Source organism: Archangium sp. (assembly GCF_036277355.1).
Taxonomy (GTDB): Bacteria; Myxococcota; Myxococcia; order Myxococcales; family Myxococcaceae; genus Archangium.
Genome location: NZ_DASUNC010000017.1, coordinates 126,385 through 148,166, shown reverse-complemented (window position 1 = coordinate 148,166; position 21,782 = coordinate 126,385). Strand labels below are relative to the sequence as shown.

The 21,782-nt window shown below is 70.4% G+C and carries 14 protein-coding genes; 4 read left to right on the top strand and 10 right to left on the bottom strand.

The window, feature by feature from the left end:
• Positions 1–38: 38 nt before the first annotated feature.
• The 5 genes from VFZ09_RS04125 to VFZ09_RS04105 form a co-directional block, all read right to left on the bottom strand.
• On the bottom strand, positions 39–1,451 hold the full coding sequence (locus VFZ09_RS04125) for a type VI secretion system contractile sheath domain-containing protein (protein ID WP_329726150.1): 1,413 nt from the start codon (positions 1,449–1,451) through the stop codon (positions 39–41).
• Positions 1,452–1,461: 10 nt separating this feature from the next.
• Positions 1,462–3,732, bottom strand: a complete 2,271-nt coding sequence (locus VFZ09_RS04120) for an ATP-binding protein (RefSeq protein WP_329726149.1) — start codon at positions 3,730–3,732, stop codon at positions 1,462–1,464.
• A 17-nt stretch (positions 3,733–3,749) separates the two neighbouring features.
• Entirely contained in the window at positions 3,750–6,548 is a 2,799-nt protein-coding gene (locus VFZ09_RS04115) for a hypothetical protein (RefSeq protein WP_329726148.1), read from the bottom strand.
• A 158-nt stretch (positions 6,549–6,706) separates the two neighbouring features.
• Entirely contained in the window at positions 6,707–9,148 is a 2,442-nt protein-coding gene (locus VFZ09_RS04110; protein ID WP_329726147.1) for an efflux RND transporter permease subunit, read from the bottom strand.
• 141 nt (positions 9,149–9,289) lie between these two features.
• Positions 9,290–10,411, bottom strand: coding sequence for a TonB family protein (locus tag VFZ09_RS04105; protein ID WP_329726146.1), 1,122 nt, complete (start codon positions 10,409–10,411; stop codon positions 9,290–9,292).
• Positions 10,412–10,666: 255 nt separating this feature from the next.
• On the opposite strand from VFZ09_RS04105, the gene dusA reads away from it, so the two are divergent.
• Positions 10,667–11,695 carry a tRNA dihydrouridine(20/20a) synthase DusA gene (gene dusA / locus VFZ09_RS04100; protein ID WP_329726145.1) on the top strand — a complete coding sequence of 343 codons (1,029 nt, stop codon included), beginning with the start codon at positions 10,667–10,669 and terminating at the stop codon, positions 11,693–11,695.
• Between the two features lie 7 nt (positions 11,696–11,702).
• Here dusA and mltG read toward each other — a convergent pair whose 3' ends face one another.
• On the bottom strand, positions 11,703–12,719 hold the full coding sequence (gene mltG / locus VFZ09_RS04095) for an endolytic transglycosylase MltG (RefSeq protein ID WP_329726144.1): 1,017 nt from the start codon (positions 12,717–12,719) through the stop codon (positions 11,703–11,705).
• A gap of 140 nt (positions 12,720–12,859) precedes the next feature.
• Here mltG and VFZ09_RS04090 point away from each other — a divergent pair, with 140 nt between their 5' ends.
• Both VFZ09_RS04090 and VFZ09_RS04085 read left to right on the top strand, forming a co-directional pair.
• Positions 12,860–13,210, top strand: a complete 351-nt coding sequence (locus tag VFZ09_RS04090) for a ferredoxin family protein (protein ID WP_329726143.1) — start codon at positions 12,860–12,862, stop codon at positions 13,208–13,210.
• Positions 13,211–13,250: 40 nt separating this feature from the next.
• A complete protein-coding gene (locus VFZ09_RS04085; RefSeq protein WP_329726142.1) occupies positions 13,251–14,585 on the top strand; it encodes a M24 family metallopeptidase in 1,335 nt (444 codons plus the stop codon).
• Positions 14,586–14,594: 9 nt separating this feature from the next.
• Here VFZ09_RS04085 and VFZ09_RS04080 read toward each other — a convergent pair whose 3' ends face one another.
• The 4 genes from VFZ09_RS04080 to VFZ09_RS04065 form a co-directional block, all read right to left on the bottom strand.
• Positions 14,595–15,686, bottom strand: a complete 1,092-nt coding sequence (locus VFZ09_RS04080; RefSeq protein WP_329726141.1) for a DUF2891 domain-containing protein — start codon at positions 15,684–15,686, stop codon at positions 14,595–14,597.
• Between the two features lie 6 nt (positions 15,687–15,692).
• On the bottom strand, positions 15,693–17,321 hold the full coding sequence (locus VFZ09_RS04075) for an ATP-binding protein (protein ID WP_329726140.1): 1,629 nt from the start codon (positions 17,319–17,321) through the stop codon (positions 15,693–15,695).
• Positions 17,322–17,488: 167 nt separating this feature from the next.
• Complete coding sequence (locus tag VFZ09_RS04070) at positions 17,489–17,803, bottom strand: PadR family transcriptional regulator (protein WP_329726139.1); 315 nt, start codon at positions 17,801–17,803, stop codon at positions 17,489–17,491.
• 44 nt (positions 17,804–17,847) lie between these two features.
• Positions 17,848–19,815 (bottom strand): FAD-binding and (Fe-S)-binding domain-containing protein, encoded by a 1,968-nt coding sequence (locus tag VFZ09_RS04065; RefSeq protein ID WP_329726138.1) that lies wholly within the window; start codon positions 19,813–19,815, stop codon positions 17,848–17,850.
• 169 nt (positions 19,816–19,984) lie between these two features.
• On the opposite strand from VFZ09_RS04065, the gene VFZ09_RS04060 reads away from it, so the two are divergent.
• Positions 19,985–21,772, top strand: coding sequence for a thiamine pyrophosphate-requiring protein (locus VFZ09_RS04060; RefSeq protein ID WP_329726137.1), 1,788 nt, complete (start codon positions 19,985–19,987; stop codon positions 21,770–21,772).
• Positions 21,773–21,782 lie beyond the last annotated feature (10 nt).

Genomic DNA, 21,782 nt, shown 5'->3' with positions numbered 1-21,782 from the left:
GGGCCTGCCCTGGGCCGGCTGAGCCCCGGGCCCGCCTCTCAGCCGTGCAGCGGCAGCATGAACTCGAGCTGCACGTGCGTGCCCGCGAGTTCGGGCTTCAGCGCGGCGAACACCTGGACGCCGCGCTCGCCGTTCCCCGTGGACACCACCTTGCCCTGCAGCTGACAGGCCCGCCCGGCATTCCCCGTGGGGAGGAATGCCTCGGCGGCCCGGGTGAAGACGGCGGACACCGCGTCCTGGCTGGCGCCCCCGGGGAGCCGCTCGGCGATCTCCTCGGCGAGGCGGACGATGCGGCCGGTGAGCAGCTGCGCGGGCAGCGGCGTGGCATCCCCGCCGCCGTACACCATGGGCGCCGCCGCCAGCAGCACCGCGTTCGAGTCCCACCAGCCTCCCACGCCCACCACGCCCCGCGCGGCCAGCCGCTCCTGTTCTCTCAGGGAGAGGCCCACCTCGGTCGACACCGGCGAGCGTCCGCCGGGCCTCCACACGGCCGGTGCCCGCGTCCCGCTGCCCGGCCCCACCAACCGGCCGAAGGTGCGCGTGTCACGGAAGCTCGCCGCCAACAGGGCCGCCATGGCCAACGCGGGGCTGGTGAAGCACTCGCGGTGCACCTCCCCGTGCTGCTCGGCCATCATCACCACGGGATTCCGCGCGGCACACAGCCAGCGGGAGTCCTCTTCCGCTCGCAGCCGGTTCCACGCCTCCGACTCGGGCGCCTCCCGGACGGCCACCACCAGGGGCAGACAGGCCTGCTCACCCAGTGCCGCGAGCCGGCGCAGGGTGTCCACGTCGTCGAGGGGATCCACGAGGAAGCACGCATCGGGCCGCTGAAGGGCGGGCACGTCGAGGCTCCGCGTGAGCGCGTCCACCAGCTGGTGGGGCTCCACGTCGAGCACCTCGATGTCCATGCCCGCGGCGGTGGGGCAGTGCGTCCACAGCCAGTGCAGCCCGCGCCAGGCGGACTCCAGCCGCGCCACCCGGGGGTGCAGGAGGATGTCCCGCGCGGTGCCGAAGAGGGCCTCCTCGACGAGCGCGAGCGCGGCGTCGCGGGCCTCCTGGGGCGAGTGCGTCTGGCGCAGGGCTTCGGCCAGCGCCGAGGACAGCAGGCCCGGGCCCAGGCCCTCCAGGAGGCGGGCGGCGTCCTGGGGACCGAGGCCTCTCGCGCCGGAGAGCGCGTCACGGACGGCGCGCAGGGTGCGCAGATCCGGCAGGGCGTCGATGACCGCGGAGAGCTGGAAGGACTCCAGCCCCTCGAAGGAGAGGGTATGGGAACTCGCGTCGCCGGAGCCGATGCGATCCCGGAGGGTGACGTTCAGCCCGCTCCCGGCGCGCCCGAGCTGCTCGGCGAAGGCGGCCTCGGTGAGGAGGAACCGGTGGCCCGAAGGGGAGGGGAGGAAGGCCCCGGCGACGAGCCAGCGCACACGGACCGCGGGTGGAAGGGTGGTGTCCATGGGGCCTCCGCTACGCGCTCGCCCGCTCACCGCGCTGCTCGGGAGTGAGGGGCAGCTCCAGTGTGAACGTGGCCCCCTGGCCCGGTCCCGGGCTGTGCGCCTTCAGGGAGCCTCCCAGCTCCTGGGCCGCCAGGGCACTGGAGTGCAGGCCGAAGCCGTGCCCCTCGCTGCGGGTGGTGAAGCCATATTGGAAGATGCGTGTGAGCATCTCCGGCGGGATGCCCACGCCATTGTCCCGCACCTCGATGTGGATCCACCCGGGCGTGAGATTCGCCAGGCTCACCGTCAGGCGCCGTTGTCCCGCGGGCACCGGATCCATGGCGTACTTGGCGTTGCTGATCAGGTTCACCAGGATCATCAACACCTTGTGCTTCTCGGTCTCCACGGGAGGCACGGTGGCCAGGTCGCGCTCCACCTGGACGGCGTGGCGGCCGAGCGCGGCCTGGTTGATGCGCAGGGCGTCCTCCACCAGCTCCCCCAGCTGCACCGGCTCGAACATGTGCTGGGGCGTCCGGGCGTAGCGCTGCTGCAGCTTGACGATGGCGCCAATGTGCTCGGTGTGCCGGCTGATGTCGCCGAGCAGCGTCTGGAGCTCCTGCCGCTCCTCCGACATGTACTGGCCCAGCCGGGTGAGGAAGGGCAGCGTGTTCTTCCCGCGCTCGTCCCGGGTGAGGAAGGTGGGGAGATCGGCCCGGTGCGCCTCGAGCAGCTCCGCCAGCTTCTCCAGGCTCTCGAGCTTCAACGCGCCCAGCCGCTCCCGGGCCAGCAGCGTCGAGGTGAGGACGCTGTTGAGCACGTTGCCCACGTTGTGCAGCACGTTGGTGGCGATCTCCGCCCGGCCCACCTGCCGCGCCGTCTCCACCAGCTGCCGGTGGACGTCCTGGAGCTCCCGGGTGCGCTCCTCCACCCGCTGTTCCAGGCCCTCGTTGGCCTGCCGCAGTGCCTCCTCGCGCCGGTGGATCTCCCCGGCCATCCGTTGGAAGGCGTTCGCCAACTGCCCCAGCTCGTCGCCGCGCGAGGTCTCCAACTGGACGTCGAAGTCGCCGGCCTCCAGCCGGGCGGTGGCCTGGGTGAAGCCCATCAGCGGGCGGGTAATCTGCTGCTTCAGCACCCAGTACATGATGGCCAGTTCCAGCAGCAGCGACGCCACGCCGAATCCCAGGACGTAGCGCGCCGCCCGGAACGCGCCCGCGGACACCACCTGCTCGGACAGCACCGTGACGACGTACCACCCCGGGCCCTTCAGCCGGGCCACGCCGAGCAGCTCGTCGTACTCCGGGAGCTCCAGCACGGTCTGCTCTGGGGACTGGTTCTTCACCCGCTCGAAGATGGCGTGCAGGTGGGCCCGCTGCGCTGCGGTGCCCACGTACGCGGCGGCATCCTCCGGCTTCCCGGTGTTCTTCAGGATGTCGTAGACGCCCTCTCCGCTCTTCATCCTCATCTCGGGGTGGGCGATGAGCTGCCCATCCTCGCGGACGAGGATGTTGTAGGCCCCGGGCATGTGGTTGTTGATGGTCCGGGCCATCAGATCGTTGAGGAGCACGTCATGGGTGATGGTCCCCACGTGGCGGCCCTCCACGTCCACCGGGGTGGCGACGGTGACCATCCACGTCTGGGTGGGCGGATCCTCGTAGATGCTCGTCCAGGCGGACACCCGCCGCGGGTTGTTCGCGGGCAACCCCAGCGTGTAGTACTCGAAGTCCTCGAGCGAGAACGTGGGCTCGAGATCCTGGAAGTAGTTGGCCCCCTCCGGCCAGTACCCCGCGATGGCGCCTTCCGGCAGGATGATGCCGGTGGTTTCGAAGCGGACGTGGAAGGCGGGCGCGTACTGCGCCGTCACGTCATAAGCGGCCACGAGCCGGCGGCGGAAGTCGGCATCCGCCGTCACGCCCGGGGGAACGAAGACGCCCGGCATCCGCGTGCCATCGAAGCTCTCGCGGCGGTTGCGGATCGTCCCATCCGCACGCGGGGCGAACAGCTCGTCGAACCGGGCGTCCACGTCCTCCTGGCTCAACGTTTGGAGCCGCTCCTCCAGGGCCTTCTTCATGGCGGCGTGGTCGTCCTCCGCCAGCACGAAGAGGAGCTGCTCCCGTTGGCTGCGCTCCGTGACGTTGCGCTTCAACTGCACGAGGGCCTCGTCGCGCAGGGAGTAGAAGATGTGGAGGTAGCTGAAGAAGGTGGTCAGCGCGATGATCACCGCGATGCGCACCCCCATGTTGATGAGCGTCGAGCGAGCCAGAGACGACCGGGCGGGGAGGGAAGACTCGTGCTGTCTGGCCATGGGGGTGCTCGGCCTGCTCAGGGGGTGCTGAGGGGATCGGCCGGGTTGCTTCCCACGGCCCGTTCGTCGCCGTCGAGGAAGCCGTCCAGATCGCGATCGATGCCGATGCGCTGGCCCGAGCCCGGAGGCGTGCACGTATAGGTCAGCGCCCCACCCCCCGTGGACACCTGCAGACGCAGGGCCGCGTCCGTCAGCTGCGGCCTGGACTGCCGGTCGGGCTTGAAGTAGCCACCCTGGTAGAAGAAGCCCACCTCGCTCAGGCCGATCCGGCCCTGGGCCACCAGGTCACACTCCCCGGCGTTCGCGCGCGCCACCAGCAGGTTGAGCCGCGGGCCCACCACGGACGCGTTGCCAGGCGTGAGGGTCACCTGCTGGCCGACGATCGGCGCCAGGTTGGTGTCGAAGGCCAGCAGGAACTGCTCCATGTCCAGCTTGGCCTGGTAGCCCTCGGGCCCCTCCGGGATGCCCACCGAGTTGAAGATCGGGTGGAAGTCGAAGCCGCTGTTGAAGCGGAACAGCGTGTCGATGGAGCCGTCGCTGTTGAAGCCGAAGCCGCGGATCTGATCTCCCATGAAGCCATCCGCCGGGGTGAAGCCGAAGTCGTAGCCCACGCCGAACATGCCGATCTTCTGGTACATGTTCCGCAGCTGCGGCGTCTTGGGGAAGAGCGCCGTGGCGACGAAGGACGGGCGGCCGTCCGTTCCGAAGAAGCCCTTGCCCACCGGGCCCTCGCCCGGGTTGGCGTTGGGATCCAACGTGTGGCAGGAGTTGCACGAGCCGTGGAAGAAGCTCGTGGTGTTGAAGTAGAAGTCCCGCCCGCGCTGCTGCGCCGGAGTGAGCGAGTTGTCCAGGTTGCGCACCGGGTTGGGCGGGTACCTCACCTGGAGCATGAAGTCGGTGAACTGCTGCATCTCCGCGGCGGACAGCTGCGCGTTCCTCCCGAGCAGATCCATGAAGGCCGGGTTGAACTGCTTGAAGGCCTCGGCCTCGTTGAAGGCGCCGCTGTCCGGCTGGGCGCTCGGCGCGGTGTAGCCGCCGGTGCGGTCCCCCCGCCAGTGCATGGGTCCGTGGTTCGCCATCCCGCGCAGGCTCTGGGTGGAGAACGGCCCCTTGATGGGATGGAAGTTGGGATCCTGGCCGAAGGTCGGATCATCGCCGAACTCGGGCGGCACCGGGACGATCGGGTTCGGGTTCACCTTGTAGGTGCCATCCGGGTTGCCCAGGTTCCACACCAGGCTGTCGAAGTCACCGAAGATGTGGCAGCTCGCGCAGGACGAGTCGCCGTGGCTCGAGCTCTTCTTCGCGTCGTAGAGGAAGGGACGTCCCGCCACCACGTTCGCCGGCTCGGGGTTGTGCATCTTCAGGTGGGCCACCTCCTGGCGCGTGACGGTGTTGACCACGGAGATGCCGTTGTCGAAGCGCGTCAGCACGTACATGCGCCCGCAGCTCTCATCCAGCACCATGCCGGTGGGCCCGCCACCGCTCAGCGGAATCTGGTTCGTGGTGCTCGGCACGAAGGTGTCCGCCTCGAGCGCCGCGGTGGAGTAGACGCCGATCTTCGAGGAGCCGAACGCGGCCACGTACAGCGTGGTGCCATTGGAGTTCACCGCCATGCCGAGCGGCTGCGCGAGGCTCTTCTCGTTCTCCGCGTTGGGAATGGGCGCGCAGCAGGCCGCGTAGTTGATGTGCTTGTTGAGGTGCCGCCGGGCCACACCCGTGGAGCTCAGCACGGAGATGCGGCTCTCGTGCAGGTGGCCGCGGAGCGTCTCGCCCGCGAAGGTGCCCGGGCCCTCGAAGCGCAAGTCATTCCGGGCCTCGGTGTTGCTGACGTACACCTTCCCGTTCACCGGGTTGACGGCCATGTTGAACAGGATGGTGCCCACGCCGGTGTAGTAGCCGGCCGTGCCGGAGAGCTGCGCCGGCGGGTTGGCGTTGGCGTCGATGACGAACACGTCCTTGTCCGGCAGGGAGAACTTCACCTTGTCCGTCCACGGGCGGCCCAGGCTGTCCACCCAGTCCGTGCCGTTGAAGTGGACGATCACCGAGGACTCGGGCGCCGGCTTGCCCTCGGCGTTGACGTTGGGTCCCGGGACGCCACCGGCCGCCTCGCCTCCGTTGGGCACGAGGATCTCATGCACCACGGTGGAGCGGTTGCCGGAGTGGAACGCGGCGGCGTACACACGCGAGCCATCCGGCGTCACCGCGAGTGCGCGCGGGGTGTCACTGAAGAGCGTGATGATCTTCAGGGGGTTGCCGGCCAGCGAGCTGCCCAGGTTGTTGGAGTCGAAGACCCAGACGTCCGCGCGGCCCACGCCCGGCGTGGTGAACTGCGGATCGAAGGGGACGTTCTGCCCGCGGTGGGCGGCCGTGATGAAGGCGCGGCTCTTCATCGGTCCGGCGAAGACGATGTCGCGCGGCTCGTCACCGACGAGCAGCGTCCGCACCACGGCGCCCGCGCGCCCGTACACGTTGTGGCGCACGACGCTCACGCTGTCGGACAGATGGTTGACGACCCAGACCTCGTCGTCGCTCCGCGCCGCCACCGCCACGGGCTCGAGCCCCACGGGCACCGAGGAGACGTGCGAGAGCGTGCCCGCCACCACCTGGAAGATCTCCAGGCGGTTGTCCGGCGTGTTGACGGCGTAGAGGAACCTGCCACTGGGGGACAGCGCGAGCGGCCGCACCTGTCCGCTCTCGAAGAGGGTGAACGAGGACGCCGACGCCTCGTGACCCGCAACCGCTCCCCCCACGAGCAGCACCGCGACGAGGGCTGCTCTCAGACGATTCCAGCGTGATGCCAGACGGTTGGCTTGCATGACGGCTCCCTACAGAAGGACTGGAAGAATCCTTTCCAACACGAGGCCGTATGCCGTCAAGTCAGGGATTCCAGAGATGGCTTGACAGATCCTGTGTCTTCTGAGACCCGGGCGGGGAGCGGGATGACCCGGGTGCGCACGTACCGGGTCTCTTCACGTCACGCCGAGTGACGGGGCTCCTCTTCCGATTCCGTCTGGAGCGGAAGGGACAGGGGCTCCTCCTGCTCCGGGAGGCCCGCGGGCGCGCGGCGCTCGAGCAACGCGAGCACGGCGGGGAACAGCACCGTCGTGCCCAGCGAGGCGCAGACGACACCCAGCAGGGCGATCTCCCCGATGGAGCGCAAACCCGGGTGACGCGCCGTGAGCAGCGCGCCGTAGCCCGCAGCATTGGACAGCGTGGCCACCACCGCCGCGACGCCCGTGGTGCGCACCACGTGGGGCAGCGAGCCCGGCCCCTCCTCGCGGTAGCGGTGGTAGAGATGCACCGCGTTGTCCACGGCGATGGCCAGCAGGTTGGGCAGCACCACCGCGTTGATGAAGTTGAGCTTGAGCCCGTACAGGTGCATCGCCGCCGGCAGGCACGCGAGCCCGAGGTACAGCGGCCCGGCCACCAGCGCCGCCCGGCGCAGGCTGCGCAGGCTCAGCCCCATCATCGCGAACACCGCGAGCGCGGCGGCCAGCAGCAGCCAGGGGCCATCCATCCTCACCAGCTCGAAGATGCGGTAGGCGATGAGGTTGGGGTCGAGCACCTGCACCGCCAGGCCCCGGGCCCGGGCCACCTCGCGCAGCTCGTCCATCTGCACGCCGAAGCGGTGCAGCGCGTCCGTGTCGGCGAGCGACTCGCGCTTGAAGGCGAGCACGAAGGTGCCCTGTCCATCCAGCGCGGTGAAGCGGCGGCGCACCTCGGCGGGCAGCTCCTCCACGCCGTAGGGCCGGGCATTCAGCAGGGACTCCAGGCGGCGCAGCGCGGGGCCCACCCGCTCCGAGTCCCAGGCGCTCGCGGGGATGCGCTCGAGGAAGGCGCGCAGCGCGGCCCGCTCCACCTCCACGTCCTCGCCCGTGCGCGGCAGGAAGTCACTGAGCGACACCACCTCCGTGAAGGTGCGCTCGGCGCCATGGCGGGTCTCGAGCTCCCGCAGGGCGGCCGCGAGCTGGCCCGCGCGCGACACGTCCTCGGCGAGGAAGATGGTGGGCGAGTGGCGCCGTCCCAGCTGGGCGATGATGTGATCGTCCAGGCGGGTGGCGGCGAACTCCCCGCGCAGCTTGCGCATGTCGGGCTCGAAGCCGATGGAGCCCACCACCGTGGCGGACCAGGCGGCCAGCGCGCACACGCCCACGACGATGCTCACCAGCACGGCACGGGACAGGTGCGGGGCCTCGCGGCGGGGACGGGCCGGCAGCGGCCGCTCCGCGCGTCCGGGCCGCAGCCGCTCCGTCAGGGCGATGAGCGCGGGGCCTCCCAGGTACGTGGCCAGCACGGTGAACATCACCCCGGCGGCGGCGATCCACCCGAACTGGGCGAAGGCCTGGAACTGCGCGAGCGTGAGCGCGGCGAAGGCCGCGGCGTTGGTGCAGGCCGACGTCAGCGCGCCCTTCCACGTGCCCAGCACGGCCTCGACGAGCGCCTCCGCGGCGGGGTGCTGGCGGCGCTCCTCGCCATAGCGCATGGCCAGGTGCAGGCCGTACTCGATGCCCAGCCCGATGAGGATGGCCACGAGGAAGCCGGTGATGATGTTGAGGTAGCCGATGGTCTGCTGCGCCAGCGCGAAGGTGACGAGCAACCCCACGCCCACGGGCGCGCCCACCACCAGGAGCGAGGACAGCCGCCGGCAGGACAGCACGACGATGAGCGCCGCGATGGCGCACGAGAGCATGGACGCACGCGTGAGATCCGCGCGCATCCGCTTGTCCTCCTCGAGCCGCAGCACGTGCGCGCCCGTGGCGTCCGTCTCCACCCCGGGGAAGTGGCGCGCCACCTCGGCGCTCGTCTCCCGCACCCGCGTCACCAGACGCTGGGCGAAGGGGAGATCCGCGGCGACGCCCGAGGGCTTCACGAAGAGGTACAGCTCGCTGCCGTCCGCGGGGCTCAGGTACTCGCGCACGGCGGCGGCGCGGGGCGCGTAGCGGCGGGCGAGCTCCTCGAGCGAGGGCGGTGGCGTCTCCTCGGGCTCCACGAGCAGCGGCAGGGCGGCGCGTTTCTCCGCCCGGAGAATGGCCTCGAGGTCCGCGCGCAGGGAGCGCAGCTGCTCCGCGGGAAGCAGCAGCAGGGCGCGCTCCTCGAAGAAGCGCGTGTCGTAGTGGAACTCGACGTAGCGGACCTCGTCCAGGGCCTCCAGCTTCGGCGCCAGCGCATGGGCGAAACGGCGCAGCGTCTCCGGAGTCCCACCGCGGGCCCGCAGCACCAGGTAGCCGTCACCGCCGGCCTTCTGGGACACGGCCTCCAGCTCGCGCACCTCCTGGGTGTGGGCCGGGAGCAGCTCCACGAAGGAGCCCCGGAAGACGAGCCGCGAGGCCAGCACGCCCGACAGCAGCGCCGCCGCCACCACACATGCGAGCACGAGCCCGGGCCGCCGGTACGACAGCCGGGTGAAGCGCTCCATTCCTCTGTTGAAATCCAGACGCACGTGCAAGGCCCTCACAACCCCCCGCATCCGCCCGCGTGTGTCTCACGAATGGGGGGCGAGCCCAAGCGCCGAGATCGCCCTGAAACCACTTGGAGTGGAGCGCGGTGCAGCAGCGTCTCAGTAATACGCCACGAGTGTGACACGCACGTGGCTCCGGGCCGCGAAGGTGGGCAGGGCGTCCTCGACACCGGTGACGGGATCGAACGTTCCGACGATGCCCACGCCGTTGGCGCCCGGGCCTCCCACGGTGCGCAGCAGCTCGAACTTCCACTCGCTCACCACCGAGTCGCGGCCCCGGAGGACCTCCGGCGGAAGGGAGGGCAGCTCCTCGCCGAGCGTCTTCACGGCCGTGACGGCGGCCTGATCCAGTCCCCCATTGCCCGAGGGCGTGAGCAACTCCACGGAGAGGACCTTCCCGTCGGCGCCCTGGGTGAGGCGCACCCTCGCCACGCCCTCGCTGTGCGTCCATTTGCTGGGCAGCGAGTAGGCCAGCCGCTTCTGGGCATCCTCCAGCATGGGGTGGGAGGCCGGTCCGTTCGCGAGCGGATCGACGCGGCGGGGGTGCTCGAGCGGATCCTCCATCTCGCCGGAGCGGGAGAGCACGCTGCCCACGTCGCGCGCCTTCTGGGCCACCTTCTCGCGTGTCGTCTGTCCGCGCTCGACTTCCGCATGGCTCTGTTGGAAGTGCCGCGCGAGCACCCGGCCCATGTCTCCGAAGTACGAGTGCGTCAGGCCGCTCTCGGCGCGCCGCCGGGCGATGGTGTCGCGGGCCGTCTCGGTGGCGAGCTCCTGGGGAGAGGCGGGGCGCGCGGGGGCATGAAGGCGGGTGCCCGGAGGCCCCGGCTCGGATGGCGGCACGGGAAAGTCTCCACCGGACTGGAGCGCTAACGTGTCGGCGTCCGGCAGGAGCGAGGGCTTCTCCGGACCCGGCTCGGCCCGGGGCACGTCACTGGCGAGGGGCGCGGGGGCTGACGGTGGGCCCGCGTCGGGTGCGGCCGTGCGGGGCCTGTCGCCCTGGCGTCCCGCCTGGGGCTGGCGCGTCTCCGGACCCCGGCGCGTCGGGGCAGGAGGCGGAGCGGGAGCGGGCCGGGGAGGGGGGACGTCGACGACGAGCACCTCCACTGGACTCCGGGTGGAATGCGAGGAGACGGAGGGTTGAGACGGGGGAAGCGGGATGCGCTGCCACCACCACAGCAGCACCAGGTGCAGCGCGAGACTGAGGGCCAGGGCGAATTTCAAGACACGGGATGGGTGCCTCATGTGCCCAGGCCCTCACGGTCCGCCGCCGCATGGGGCGCTCCCCACACACGGGCTGCGGACAAAGGGTAGGCACGGGCCATGACGGTGGGATCTCCGGAGGGTATACGAGCAACCGGGCCTCCGATTGCATGCCTCGAAGAGAGCCCATCGCGCCCCATCAGGTGGGCTCGTTCTTCACCGTGTGTTCATCGGACTGGCTTGCATGGAGGCCCGAACCCCGGCATGGATGCCCCGATGACCGACCGCTCGATCCACCGCCTCTCCGTCGCGCCCATGATGGACTGGACGGACCGTCACGACCGCTACTTCCTGCGCCTCATCTCCAAGCGCGCGCGGCTGTACACCGAGATGGTCACCATCGGCGCCATCCTCCATGGCGACAAGGCGCGGCACCTCGACTTCTCCCGGGAAGAGCACCCCATCGCCCTCCAGCTCGGAGGCAGTGATCCGGAGCAGCTCGCCGAGTGCGCCCGCATCGCCGAACAGTGGGGCTATGACGAGGTGAACCTCAACGTGGGTTGCCCCTCGGACCGCGTGCAGAACGGCATGTTCGGCGCGTGCCTCATGGCGAAGCCCGACCTCGTGGCCCGCTGCGTCGAGGCCATGCGCGGCGCCACCCGCCTGCCCGTCACCGTCAAGCACCGGCTCGGCATCGACGATCTCGACTCGTACGAGCTCCTGACGCACTTCGTCCGGACCATCCACGGGGCCGGTTGTGACACCTTCATCGTGCATGCGCGCAAGGCCTGGCTCCAGGGCCTCAGCCCCAAGGAGAACCGCGAGATTCCCCCGCTGCGCTACGAGGTCGTCCGCCAGCTCAAGACGGACTTCCCCCAGCTGACCCTCGTGCTCAACGGCGGCGTGAAGTCGCTGGAGGCCGCGCGCGAGCACCTGCAGTGGGCCGATGGCGTGATGATCGGCCGCGAGGCGTACCAGAACCCGTACATGCTGGCGCTCGCGGATGGGCTGCTGTTCGGCGACGAGCGCCCCGCGCCCACCCGGCGTCAGGTGGTCGAGGCGTTGATGCCGTACGTGGAGGAGTTGCTGTCGCGCGGTGTGCACCTGTCGCGCGTCACCCGCCACATCCTGGGGCTCTTCGCGGGGCAGCCGGGGGCGCGGGGCTGGCGGCGCGTGCTGAGCGAGCGCGCCTGCCGGGCCGGAGCGGGGATGGAGGTCCTCCGGGATGCGCTCGCCCAGGTGCCGGATCGCGTCCTGGACGAGCCCGCTGGCGCCGAGCCGGCTCCGCTGGCCGCCTCGGCGTGAGCCACCGTCAGTAGACGTTGTACTTGCGGCGCAGCGCCTCGTGCTCGTCGGCGTTGCGCGAGGGGTGCAGGCGCCGCTCGGCGTCGTGGAGGTAGTACCAGAACTCGCTCGGCTTGGGCTTGAGCGAGGCCTGGAGCGACTCCACCGTGGGCGCGCCAATGGGCCCCGGCGGCAGCCCCTTGCGGTGCCGCGTGTTCCACGGATCCTCCTGGTCGCGCAGGCGCTTGAGGAAGGCCACCCGGTCATTCCACTCGGCCAGCTCGTAGCGCGACGTCGCGTCCACGCCCAGCGGGAAGCCCTTGTCCACGCGCTTCCACAGGATGCCCGCCACCAGCGGACGCTGCGCCGGCACCGGCTCCTCGCGCTCCAGCATCGAGGCCATCACCACCACCTCGTGCAGGCTGCGGCCGCTGCGCTCGAGGGCCTCGCGGTTTGGCGTGTAGAAGCGCTCGGCGAAGGTGTCCAGCTGGCGCTGGATGAGCTCCTGGACGTTGAAGGCCCCGGGCACCACCCGGTACGTCTCCGGGTAGAGGTAGCCCTCGAGCGTGGCGCGCGGGAGCGGGAAGGCCGCGGTGTAGCGGCTCGGCTCGCTGGCGGCGGCGATGTAGGCGCCGGGCTTGATGAGGCCCGCGGCGGCGAGCGCCTCGTCGGTGTCACGCAGGCGCCAGCCCTCGATGACGACGAAGGGGACGTCCTCGGGGATGGGGCTGCCCTCGAGCGCGGTGGACAACTCCGCCATCGTCATGGACGGGCTCACCCTGTGGCGGCCCGCCTTGGGGGCGAAGTGGCCGCGGCGGTAGAGGTGCCAGCGCCAGATGCGGACGTCGCGGATCAGCCCCTGGGCGGCGAGCTGGGTGCCCAGACCGCGGCCCGTGGTGCCCTTGGGCACGGTGAATTCCACGGAGGGGGCGCCCGGCGGGGCCACGGCGCGTTGGACCTCGCGCTCCGCCCAGAAGAACGTGCCGGCAACACCGCCCACCGCGAGGACGAACATCCCAACCAGGACGAGAAGAATGCGCTTCATCGGCCGCGCACCTTAGCACCCGCCAGCCCGGTCCCCAGGAGATGTTGAAGGGCCGGATGCCCTCCCGGCGCTCCTCTGCTCGCCCGCCAACCTTCGCGGCTCACCCCTCGAAGCGGTACAGTGCCGAGGAGGAGCGTCTGATGCCAGAGTCGCTGAATCGAGAGAAGGCCCGGCGCGCGGCCGCGCACCCGGATCGTCCTGGCGAGCAGTGCCGGGCCGAGGCCGGGAGCTTCGTCCCCGTGGTCGACCGGAGCAGGTGCGAGGGCAAGCGCGATTGCGTGGAGGTCTGCCCCTACGGCGTCTTCGAGGTCCGCCGCATGGAGGATTCCGACTTCGCCGGGCTCTCCGTGCTCGGGAAGCTCAAGAGCATCGTGCACGGGCGGAAGACGGCCTATACGCCCCAGGCGGACCAGTGCCAGGCGTGTGGCCTGTGCGTCGTCGCGTGCCCGGAAAAGGCCATCCGTTTGGTCGCGGTCCAGCGGGACGTGTGAGAATGGTGGGCCCTGTCGCTCGTCCGGAGGCCCCACCTCGATGCGCCGTGCCCTGATTTCCGCCTTGCTGCTCCTGACGGCGCTGCCCGCCAGCGCCGCCGACTCCCACGCCCAGAGCTCCTGGCCCCGCATCCGCAAGGCCCGCATCCAGCAACTGCTCCCGCGCGCCATGGAGCTGGCGCAGGTGGATGCCTGGGTCGTGATCTGCCGCGAGAACGACAACGATCCCCTGGCCATGCACGTGGGCTGTGAGAACACCGGGGCCCAGGCGGCCTTCCTGTTCCTGAAGCAGAAGGGCGGGGTGCGCTCGCTCGCGCTGTCTCCGGCGGGTGAGGCCAAGGCCCTCCAGGACGTGGGCCCCTTCGACGAGGTGGTCTCCCTGGAGCGCGGCACGGACCTGTTCGCCCGCGTGGCCACGGCGCTCGCCGAGGCGAAGCCCCAGCGCATCGCGGTGAACTCCTCGAGCCACCTCACCGTGGCGGACGGGCTGTCGGCCACCCAGCGTCAGCGGCTCGAGGCGGCGCTCTCTCCCGCGCTGCGCCGCCGCATCGTCTCCGCCGAGGAGCTCGTCTTCGAGTGGCTGTCCGTGAAGCTCCCCGAGGAGGTGGAGATCATGCGGCGCGCCGCGGCGCTGACGGCCTCGCTCCAGGAGGAGGCCTACCGCACCGTCGTTCCGGGCAGGACGCGTGACTCGGACGTGGCGCGCTTCCTCAAGAAGCGCATGGCCGAGCTGGGCGTGGAGGACGGCTGGCAGCCCGACCAGAACCCCAACGTGAACTCCGGCCCGGACCGGGGCCACTCGCACGCGACCGACCGGGTCATCCAGCCGGGTGACTTCATCCAGATGGACTTCGGCATCAAGGTGGAGGGGATGTGGAGCACCGACATCCAGCGCTTCGCCTATGTGCTCGCCCCGGGCGAGACGCGGCCTCCCGCCGAGGCACTGGAGAAGTGGGAGAAGTCGAAGAAGGGCAGCCGCGTGGCGCTCGCGGCCATGAAGCCCGGGGTGCGCGGCTATGACGTGGACAAGGCCCAGCGGGACTGGATGCGCGAGGCGGGCTCGGAGCCGGTGATGTGGGGCACGGGCCACCCCGTGGGCTACTGGGCGCACGACGTGGGCCCGGCGCTCTCGGGTGCGCAGAAGGGCAAGCCGCCCGAGGGCTGGGCGCTCCGGCCCCTGCGTCCTGGTCAGGTCTTCGGCTTCGACGGCTTCTTCGCCTGGAAGCTCGCGACTCCCGGCGAGACGAAGACGCTCTCCGTCGAGGAGATGGCCGTGGTGACGGAGAAGGGCGCGGAGTACCTCATCCCGCCGCAGGAGGCGCTCATCCTCATCCCCTCGCCAGCGGAGCCTCGCCAGCCCGGCAGCGGGGGGTGAGCCGCTCCGTCAGGGCTTGCGCAGGCCCCTGTTCGTGACGAGGTACACGGCGAAGCTGCCCAGCCAGTGTCCGCCTTCGTAGTGGGCTCCCGTCACCGCCTGGAGCCCCGCCTCGCGGTGGAGCTTCGCCGTCGCCCGCAGCGAGCGCAGCCGTTTGTCCGCGGGCGGCAGTCCGGACACGATGCCGTCCAGCATCCACGCCCGGCTCAGGTTCAGGCCATCCAGGTGCGCCAGCTTCGGATCGCTCGGGTCCGTCACCACCGCCGGGGCGAGCCAGGCCGTGGAGCCATCCGTGGGAATCTCCGGCAGGAAGCCGCGCAGCCACGTGGCGAAGCGCGCCGGAGAGAGGAGCCGCCGCATCAGGTCGGCCTCCGCCAGGCACGGCGAGAGGAAGTCCTGCCCCGAGGGCTCGTACGCGAGCGGGCCCCGGACGTCCTTCCCGTAGAAGGTCTCCACCCGCGACGTCAGCAACTGCTCCATCGCGCGATCCTCCGCCCGCCGCGCCCAGTCGAGGATGAGCCCGAAGGAGAAGGCCGTCTGATCATGCTCGCCCTCGCGGATGGGCCGCGAGAGCTTGGGCAGCCACTCCCGGATCCGATCGGCCGCGCGCGCTTCCAACGGCTTCAGCGTGGCCGACCACTCGCGTGCCTGGGGATCGTCCCACTCCCGCAGCTCCGCCGCGAGCTGGAGCAGCCACGCCAGCCCATAGGGGCGCTCGAAGGACACCCGGCCCGGGGCGCTCAGGTAGCGCACCTCCGCCTCGATGTTCGCGGGCGTCAGGCTCTTCGCCACCGCCTCCCGGGCGCGCGCGGCGAAGGGCGCCTCCGGAAAGGTCCGCGCCAGCCGCACCAGCAGCCAGTGCCCGTGCACGGCCGAGTGCCAGTCGTAGCAGCCGTAGAAGGCCGGGGTCAGCTCGCGAGGCGGGCGCACATCCGCGTCGCCCGTCATCACGTGCGCGATCTTGTTCGGGTACTCCTTGTGGACGCAGGCGAGCGCCAGCTGCGCGAAGCGCGTCGCGGCGTCGGCGCCGAACTCCGGGGACGGGGGCGTGTTGGAGGTGAGCGTGGTCACGAGGATCGTCAGCAGGAGAGGGGAGGTCATGGCGTTTCAGCGCGGCTTCGCTCGAGGCACGGCAGGCACGGTGAAGGAGAAGGTGCTGCCACGGCCCGGCTCGCTCTCCACCTGGAGCCTTCCCCCGTGCGCCTCGACGATGCCCTTGGCGATGGACAACCCGAGGCCCGCTCCGCGGCGGTCCGCCCGGTTCGCCTGCCAGAAGCGATCGAAGATGTGCACGAGCGACTCGGCGGGAATCCCCGGACCGGTATCGCGCACATAGAAGCGGACCTCCTCGCCCTCCACGTTCGCGCCCGCCCGGATCTCCCCTCCCGAAGGCGTGAACTTCACCGCGTTGCCCAGCAGGTTGGAGAAGACCTGGAGCAGCCGATCGCGATCGGCCAGGACCGGGGGCGCCTCCTGGGGTGCCTCCAGGTGCAGCTGGAGCCCCGTGGCCTCGGGACGGGCCGAGTCGACGGCTTCCCGGAGCAGGCTGGCGGGGGTCTGGGGGCTCACGCTCAACGACAGCCGGCCCGCCTCCAGCCGCGCCACGTCCAGGAGATCCTGGAGGAGCCGGCTCATGCGCCGGCACGCGGAGGCGATGGAGCCCAGGGCCTCCTGGCTCCGCGTCTGGAGGTCCGCCGGGCCCAGCTTCTGGATCTGCCGCTCGACCACCTGGGTCCAAAGGGAGATGGAGTTGAGCGGGCTGCGCAAGTCATGGGCCACGATGCCCAGCACCTCGTCGCGCACCTTCGTCGCGCGCTGGGCGGACTGGTAGAGCCGGGCGTTCTCCAGGGCCAGGCTCGCCAGCCGTGCCAGCCCCTGGGCGAACTCCACGTCCGCCGCGCCATAGCCGCGCCCCGGGCGGGTCGAGATGAAGAGCAACGCCCCCAGCAGCTTCTCACCGCTCACGAGCGGCACGCCCATGAGCGAGCGCGGCTCGAGCCGCCGCAGCAGGGACAGGTGCTCGCCGCCCTGGGCCATGGACTCCAGCGCCTCGGGGGTGATGACGGGAATGAGCAGGGGCTCGCGCCGCATCAGCACGTCGCGCCCGAGGAAGGGCCGGCTCATGTCGATGCGGGACTCGCGCAGGGCCGTGGCCAGCTCCCGCTGTCCGGGCAGGTGGTGGGCCACCTCCAGCCGGCGCACGTGCTCGCCCTCCGAGACGTACACCATGCACCAGTCCGCCAGCGACTCCACCGTGAGCCTCGCCACTTCGGCCAGCGTGCGCTCGGCGTCCAGGGAACTGGAGAGCGTCTCCCCGGCCCGCGCCAGGAAACGGTGCTCCGCCTCCACCTGCTTCTGCAGCGAGACGTCCCGCAGGATGGCCGTCAGCACCCGCTCGCCCTCCACCTCCATCCGGGAGATGGCGGCCTCGGCGGGGAACTCCTCTCCGTTCTTCCTCCGGCCGAAGATGGGCTGGCGCTCGGCCATCCTCCGGGAGGCCACCGGCCCCCGTCCGAAGGCGTCGAGGTGCCCGGGATGGCCGCCCCGGAAGCGCTCGGGGAGGAGCAGCTCCAGCGGCTGACCGAGGATCTCCTGGGCGCTGTAGCCGAAGATCTGCTCCGCCCCGGAGTTGAAGAGGGTGATGCGTCCCTGGCCATCCACGGAGATGATGGCGTCCGCGGCCAGGGAGATGATGCCCGCGAGCCGGGCCTCCGACGTGTTCCGCTCCGCCGTCATGGTGCCCCCTCGAGGGGAAAATTCCGGGAGCTGAGCGGCGCACGGGTGCCCACCGCGAACAGGCAGGCAATGAACTCCGGGACGGTGTCTGCGAACAGGAGCCAGAGCATATGGGGGGGCGTGAGCCTTGGACCCCTATACCGCATAACCGAGCACGCGGTGGCGACTCAGAAGGCTCCCGCGGGTCTCAGCAGTCCTCCGGGCACGGACCGCTTCTGTTCGAGCGCGGCACGCCGGCCCTTGCCTGTCAGCTCGTAGTAGCGCCTCGGCCGGCCCCCGCGCTCCGCCAGGGGCTCTCCCTCGAAGCTGCGCACCAGGCCCTCGCGCTCGAGCGCCTTGAGGGCGGGGTACACCGAGCCCTCGTCCAGGACGATCTTCCCCCCGGTCCGCGCACGGACCTTCTCGATCAGCTCCAGTCCGAAACTCCTGTCCTGCACCAGCACGGTCAGGATCGCGGTCCGGGTCGAGAGGGGAGTGTCCATGGGCCGCGGAGACTACCTCGGACTTCGAGGATTACAACCCCACGTCACGGGTATGCCCGCCAGTGACCAGTTGAAGAGGCGCCGTTGCGCAGCAGCCACGAACCCCCAAGCAGCAGGCCCACGACGCCCACCACCGCCGCGCGCAGTCCCCAGCGGGGCGGAGGCTTGCCCAACCCATTCGTCACCCAGCCACGCTCGGGGTACTCGCCCGAGGGGCCCGCCGCCCCGTAGGCCTTCGCCATCCGCACCACCTGCGCCACGTGCAGCGCCTGGCGATCCGTGTTCTGGGAAATCTGCTCCCGGCAGCTGAAGCCATCGGCGATGAGGAGCGTGTCCCTGGGCGTCTCCCGCACCTTGGGCAGCAGCACGCGCTCGCCCACCTTCTGGGAGACTTCGTACTTCTCTCCGGCCTCGAAGCCGAACGAGCCCGCCATGCCGCAGCAGCCCGTCTCCGGCACCTCGTAGTCCAGGCCCAGCCTGTCCAGCAGGGACTTCTCGTCGGTGAGCTGGAAGAGCGACTTGTGGTGGCAGTGCCCGTGCACCACCGCCTTCTTCTCCAGGCGCGGCAACCGCGCGTCCTTCGCGTACGTGTCGAGGAACTCGCTGAAGAGGAACGTCTGCCGCCGCAGCTGCTCGGCCAGGCCCGCGTCCGGGAAGAGGTTGCGCAGCTCGTCGCGGAACACGGACACGCAGCTCGGCTCCAGCCCCACGAGTGGAACGCCCGCTTCGATGTACGGCTGCAACCGGTGGAGCGTGCGCCTCAGCAGCCACTTCGCCGTGGGCAGCATGCCGAAGTCGTACAAGGGCCGGCCGCAGCACAGGAAGCCCTGGGGCACCACCACCTCGAAGCCCGCGTCCTCCAGCACCTCCAGCGCCGAGGCCCCCGTCTCCGGGAAGAAGTGGTTGTTGAAGGTGTCCGGCCACAGCATCACCCGCCGCCGTCCCTTGCCCTGGGACACCGGCCGGCGTGCCGCCCAGTGTTGGAAGGACTCGGGGGCGAAGCGGGGCATCTTCCGCTCCGTCGCCATGCCTCCGAGCTTCTGCAGCCATTCCTTGCTCGGCGAGTGCTGCGTGAGGAAGTTCACCGCCCCCGGCGCGACCCTGGCCGCGCGGGCCCAGAACATGATGAGGCCCATGGCGTAGGCGGGCCTCGGGCGCAGGTGCCCCTGGTAATAGTGCGAGAGGAACTCCGCCTTGAGCGTGGCCAGGTCCACGTTCACCGGGCAGTCGCCCTTGCAGCCCTTGCACGCCAGGCACAGGTCCAGCGACCGCTTCACGTTCTCGTCGCGCCAGCCCTTTCGGATCACCTGGCCCTGCAGCATCTCGAAGAGCAGGTGCGCCCGGCCGCGCGTGGTGTGCGTCTCCTCCTTCGTCGAGGTGGGGCCCACCTTCAGGCGCAGGCCATCGTAGGTGAGCACGTCCAGCTCCAGCACGTTGTGGGCGACGGGCCCGGACATCTGCGCGTGCGAGCCGCACGAGTTGTTGCCAATCATGCCGCCCAGCGTGCAGTGGGAGTGCGTGGCCGGATCCGGGCCGAAGGTGAGGTGGTAGCGCTCGGCCTGCTCGCGCAGATCGTCGAGCACGGCGCCGGGCCGCACGCGGGCCGTCTTGGTGCCGGGGTCCACCTCCAGCACCTGGTGGAGGTACTTCATCCAGTCGATGACCACGGCCACGTTGCAGGTCTGGCCGCAGAGGCTGGTGCCGCCACCGCGCGACAGCAGCGGCGCGCCGTGGTCGCGGCAGATGCGCACCGTCTGGATGACGTCCTCGATGCTGCGCGGAATGACGACACCCAGGGGCACCTGGCGGTAGTTGGACGCGTCCACGGCGTAGAGCGCGCGCGTGCCGTCATCGAAGCGGACCTCGCCTTTCACGGCGCGGTGCAGGTCGGCCTCCAACCCGCGTACGTCCACCAGGAGATCGCCTCCTTGCGAGCCCGGGAGCGAGTGAGAGAGCGGCCGCTTGCGTGACACCCTCGACAGCGCGCGTTGGATGGTGGCCATGGGACGCATGGGTGATTTCTCCCCGTGTGAAGCTAGGCACCCCTCTGCAGGGGAAAGATGGTGATTCAGAGGGGCCCGCGTGGGCTCCCTCGTCCGCTCCCCGTGGGTTCCCATCGTTCCCGGGCCAACCCCAATTTCAGCCAGTGCGATTTCACCGCCTGGAAGATGGGGAGCCCAGATGAGTGCCACCGTCAGCGACTACCTGCTCTATCGCCTCTCGCAGTGGGGTATCCGCCGCCTCTACGGCTACCCGGGAGACGGCATCAACGGCATCCTCGGTGCGCTCGGCCGCAACTCCGAGTTCCAGTTCATCCAGACACGCCACGAGGAGATGGCCGCCTTCATGGCGTGCGCCCACGCCAAGTTCACCGGCGAGGTGGGCGTGTGCGTGGCCACCTCGGGCCCCGGCGCCATCCACCTGCTCAACGGCCTCTATGACGCCAAGCTGGACCACCAGCCCGTGGTGGCCATCGTGGGCCAGCAGAAGAGCATGGGCCTGGGCGGCCACTACCAGCAGGAGGTGGATCTGCCCGTGCTCTTCAAGGACGTGGCGAGCGAGTACATCGTCATGGTCTCCAACCCCTCGGCCATCCGCCACGCGGTGGACCGGGCCGTGCGCATCGCCCGGGCCGAGCGCACGGTGACGTGCGTCATCATCCCCAACGACGTGCAGGAGGAGACGTACCAGCCGCCTCCGCGCGTGCACGGCTCCATCCACTCGAGCGTGGGCTACAGCGAGCCGCGCGTGATTCCCCAGGAGAAGGACCTCAAGCGCGCCGCCGAGGTGCTCAACGCCGGCAAGAAGGTGGCGATGCTGGTGGGGGCCGGCGCCCTGCGCGCGGCGGACGAGCTCATCGAGGTGGCGGACCTGCTGGGCGCGGGCGTGGCCAAGGCGCTGCTGGGCAAGGCGGTGCTGCCGGACGCGCTGCCCTTCGTCACCGGCGCCATCGGCCTGCTGGGCACCAAGCCCAGCTGGGACATGATGATGGAGTGCGACACCCTCCTCATGGTGGGCACCAGCTTCCCCTACTCGGAGTTCCTCCCGCCCGAGGGCCAGGCGCGCGGAGTGCAGATCGATCTGGACAGCCGCATGCTCGCCATCCGCTACCCCATGGAGGTGCCGCTCACGGGCGACTCCCAGGAGACGCTGCGCGCGCTCATTCCGCTGCTCAATCGCAAGGAGGACCGGAGCTGGCGTGACGGGCTGGAGAAGGGCATCCGCCAGTGGTGGAAGGTGGTGGAGGGGCGGGCGATGAACGACGCCAACCCCATCAACCCGCAGCGCGTCTTCCACGAGCTGTCGCCCAAGCTGCCGGACGGGGTCATCCTCTCGTCGGACTCGGGCTCGGCGGCCAACTGGTTCGCGCGCGACTTGAAGATTCGCAAGGGGATGATGGCGTCGCTGTCGGGCAACCTGGCCACCATGGGCTGCGGCGTGCCGTATGCCATTGGCGCCAAGTTCGCCTACCCGGACCGGCCCGTCATCGCCCTGGTGGGTGACGGCGCCATGCAGATGAACGGCAACGCCGAGCTCGTCACCGTGGCCAAGTACTGGAAGGAGTGGAAGGACCCGCGCTTCATCGTGCTGGTGCTCAACAACCGCGACCTCAACCAGGTGACATGGGAGCAGCGCGTGCTGGCGGGAGACCCGCGCTACCCGGCCTCGCAGGATCTGCCGGACTTCCCCTATGCCCGGTACGCCGAGTCGCTCGGTCTGCGCGGCATCCGCGTGGACAAGCCGGATCAGATCGCCCGCGCGTGGGACCAGGCGCTGAGCGCGGATCGCCCGGTGCTGCTCGAGGCGTACGTGGACCCGGACGTGCCGCCGCTGCCGCCGCACATCACCCTGGAGCAGGCGAAGCACTTCTCCGAGGCGATCTTCAGGGGAGACGAGAAGGCGGCCGGGCTCATCAAGCAGTCCCTCAAGGGCATGGTGGAGCAGTTCAAGCCCCACAAGAAGGACTGACGCTGGAGCG

Coding starts and splice junctions, on each gene's coding strand:
- mltG (WP_329726144.1), bottom strand. CDS start 12,719: ATGAAGCGCATTCTTCTCGTCCTGGTTGGGATGTTCGTCCTCGCGGTG.
- VFZ09_RS04070 (WP_329726139.1), bottom strand. CDS start 17,803: ATGGACACTCCCCTCTCGACCCGGACCGCGATCCTGACCGTGCTGGTG.
- VFZ09_RS04085 (WP_329726142.1), top strand. CDS start 13,251: ATGCGCCGTGCCCTGATTTCCGCCTTGCTGCTCCTGACGGCGCTGCCC.
- VFZ09_RS04090 (WP_329726143.1), top strand. CDS start 12,860: ATGCCAGAGTCGCTGAATCGAGAGAAGGCCCGGCGCGCGGCCGCGCAC.
- VFZ09_RS04060 (WP_329726137.1), top strand. CDS start 19,985: ATGAGTGCCACCGTCAGCGACTACCTGCTCTATCGCCTCTCGCAGTGG.
- VFZ09_RS04115 (WP_329726148.1), bottom strand. CDS start 6,548: ATGCAAGCCAACCGTCTGGCATCACGCTGGAATCGTCTGAGAGCAGCC.
- VFZ09_RS04110 (WP_329726147.1), bottom strand. CDS start 9,148: ATGGAGCGCTTCACCCGGCTGTCGTACCGGCGGCCCGGGCTCGTGCTC.
- VFZ09_RS04075 (WP_329726140.1), bottom strand. CDS start 17,321: ATGACGGCGGAGCGGAACACGTCGGAGGCCCGGCTCGCGGGCATCATC.
- VFZ09_RS04080 (WP_329726141.1), bottom strand. CDS start 15,686: ATGACCTCCCCTCTCCTGCTGACGATCCTCGTGACCACGCTCACCTCC.
- VFZ09_RS04125 (WP_329726150.1), bottom strand. CDS start 1,451: ATGGACACCACCCTTCCACCCGCGGTCCGTGTGCGCTGGCTCGTCGCC.
- VFZ09_RS04065 (WP_329726138.1), bottom strand. CDS start 19,815: ATGCGTCCCATGGCCACCATCCAACGCGCGCTGTCGAGGGTGTCACGC.
- VFZ09_RS04120 (WP_329726149.1), bottom strand. CDS start 3,732: ATGGCCAGACAGCACGAGTCTTCCCTCCCCGCCCGGTCGTCTCTGGCT.
- dusA (WP_329726145.1), top strand. CDS start 10,667: ATGACCGACCGCTCGATCCACCGCCTCTCCGTCGCGCCCATGATGGAC.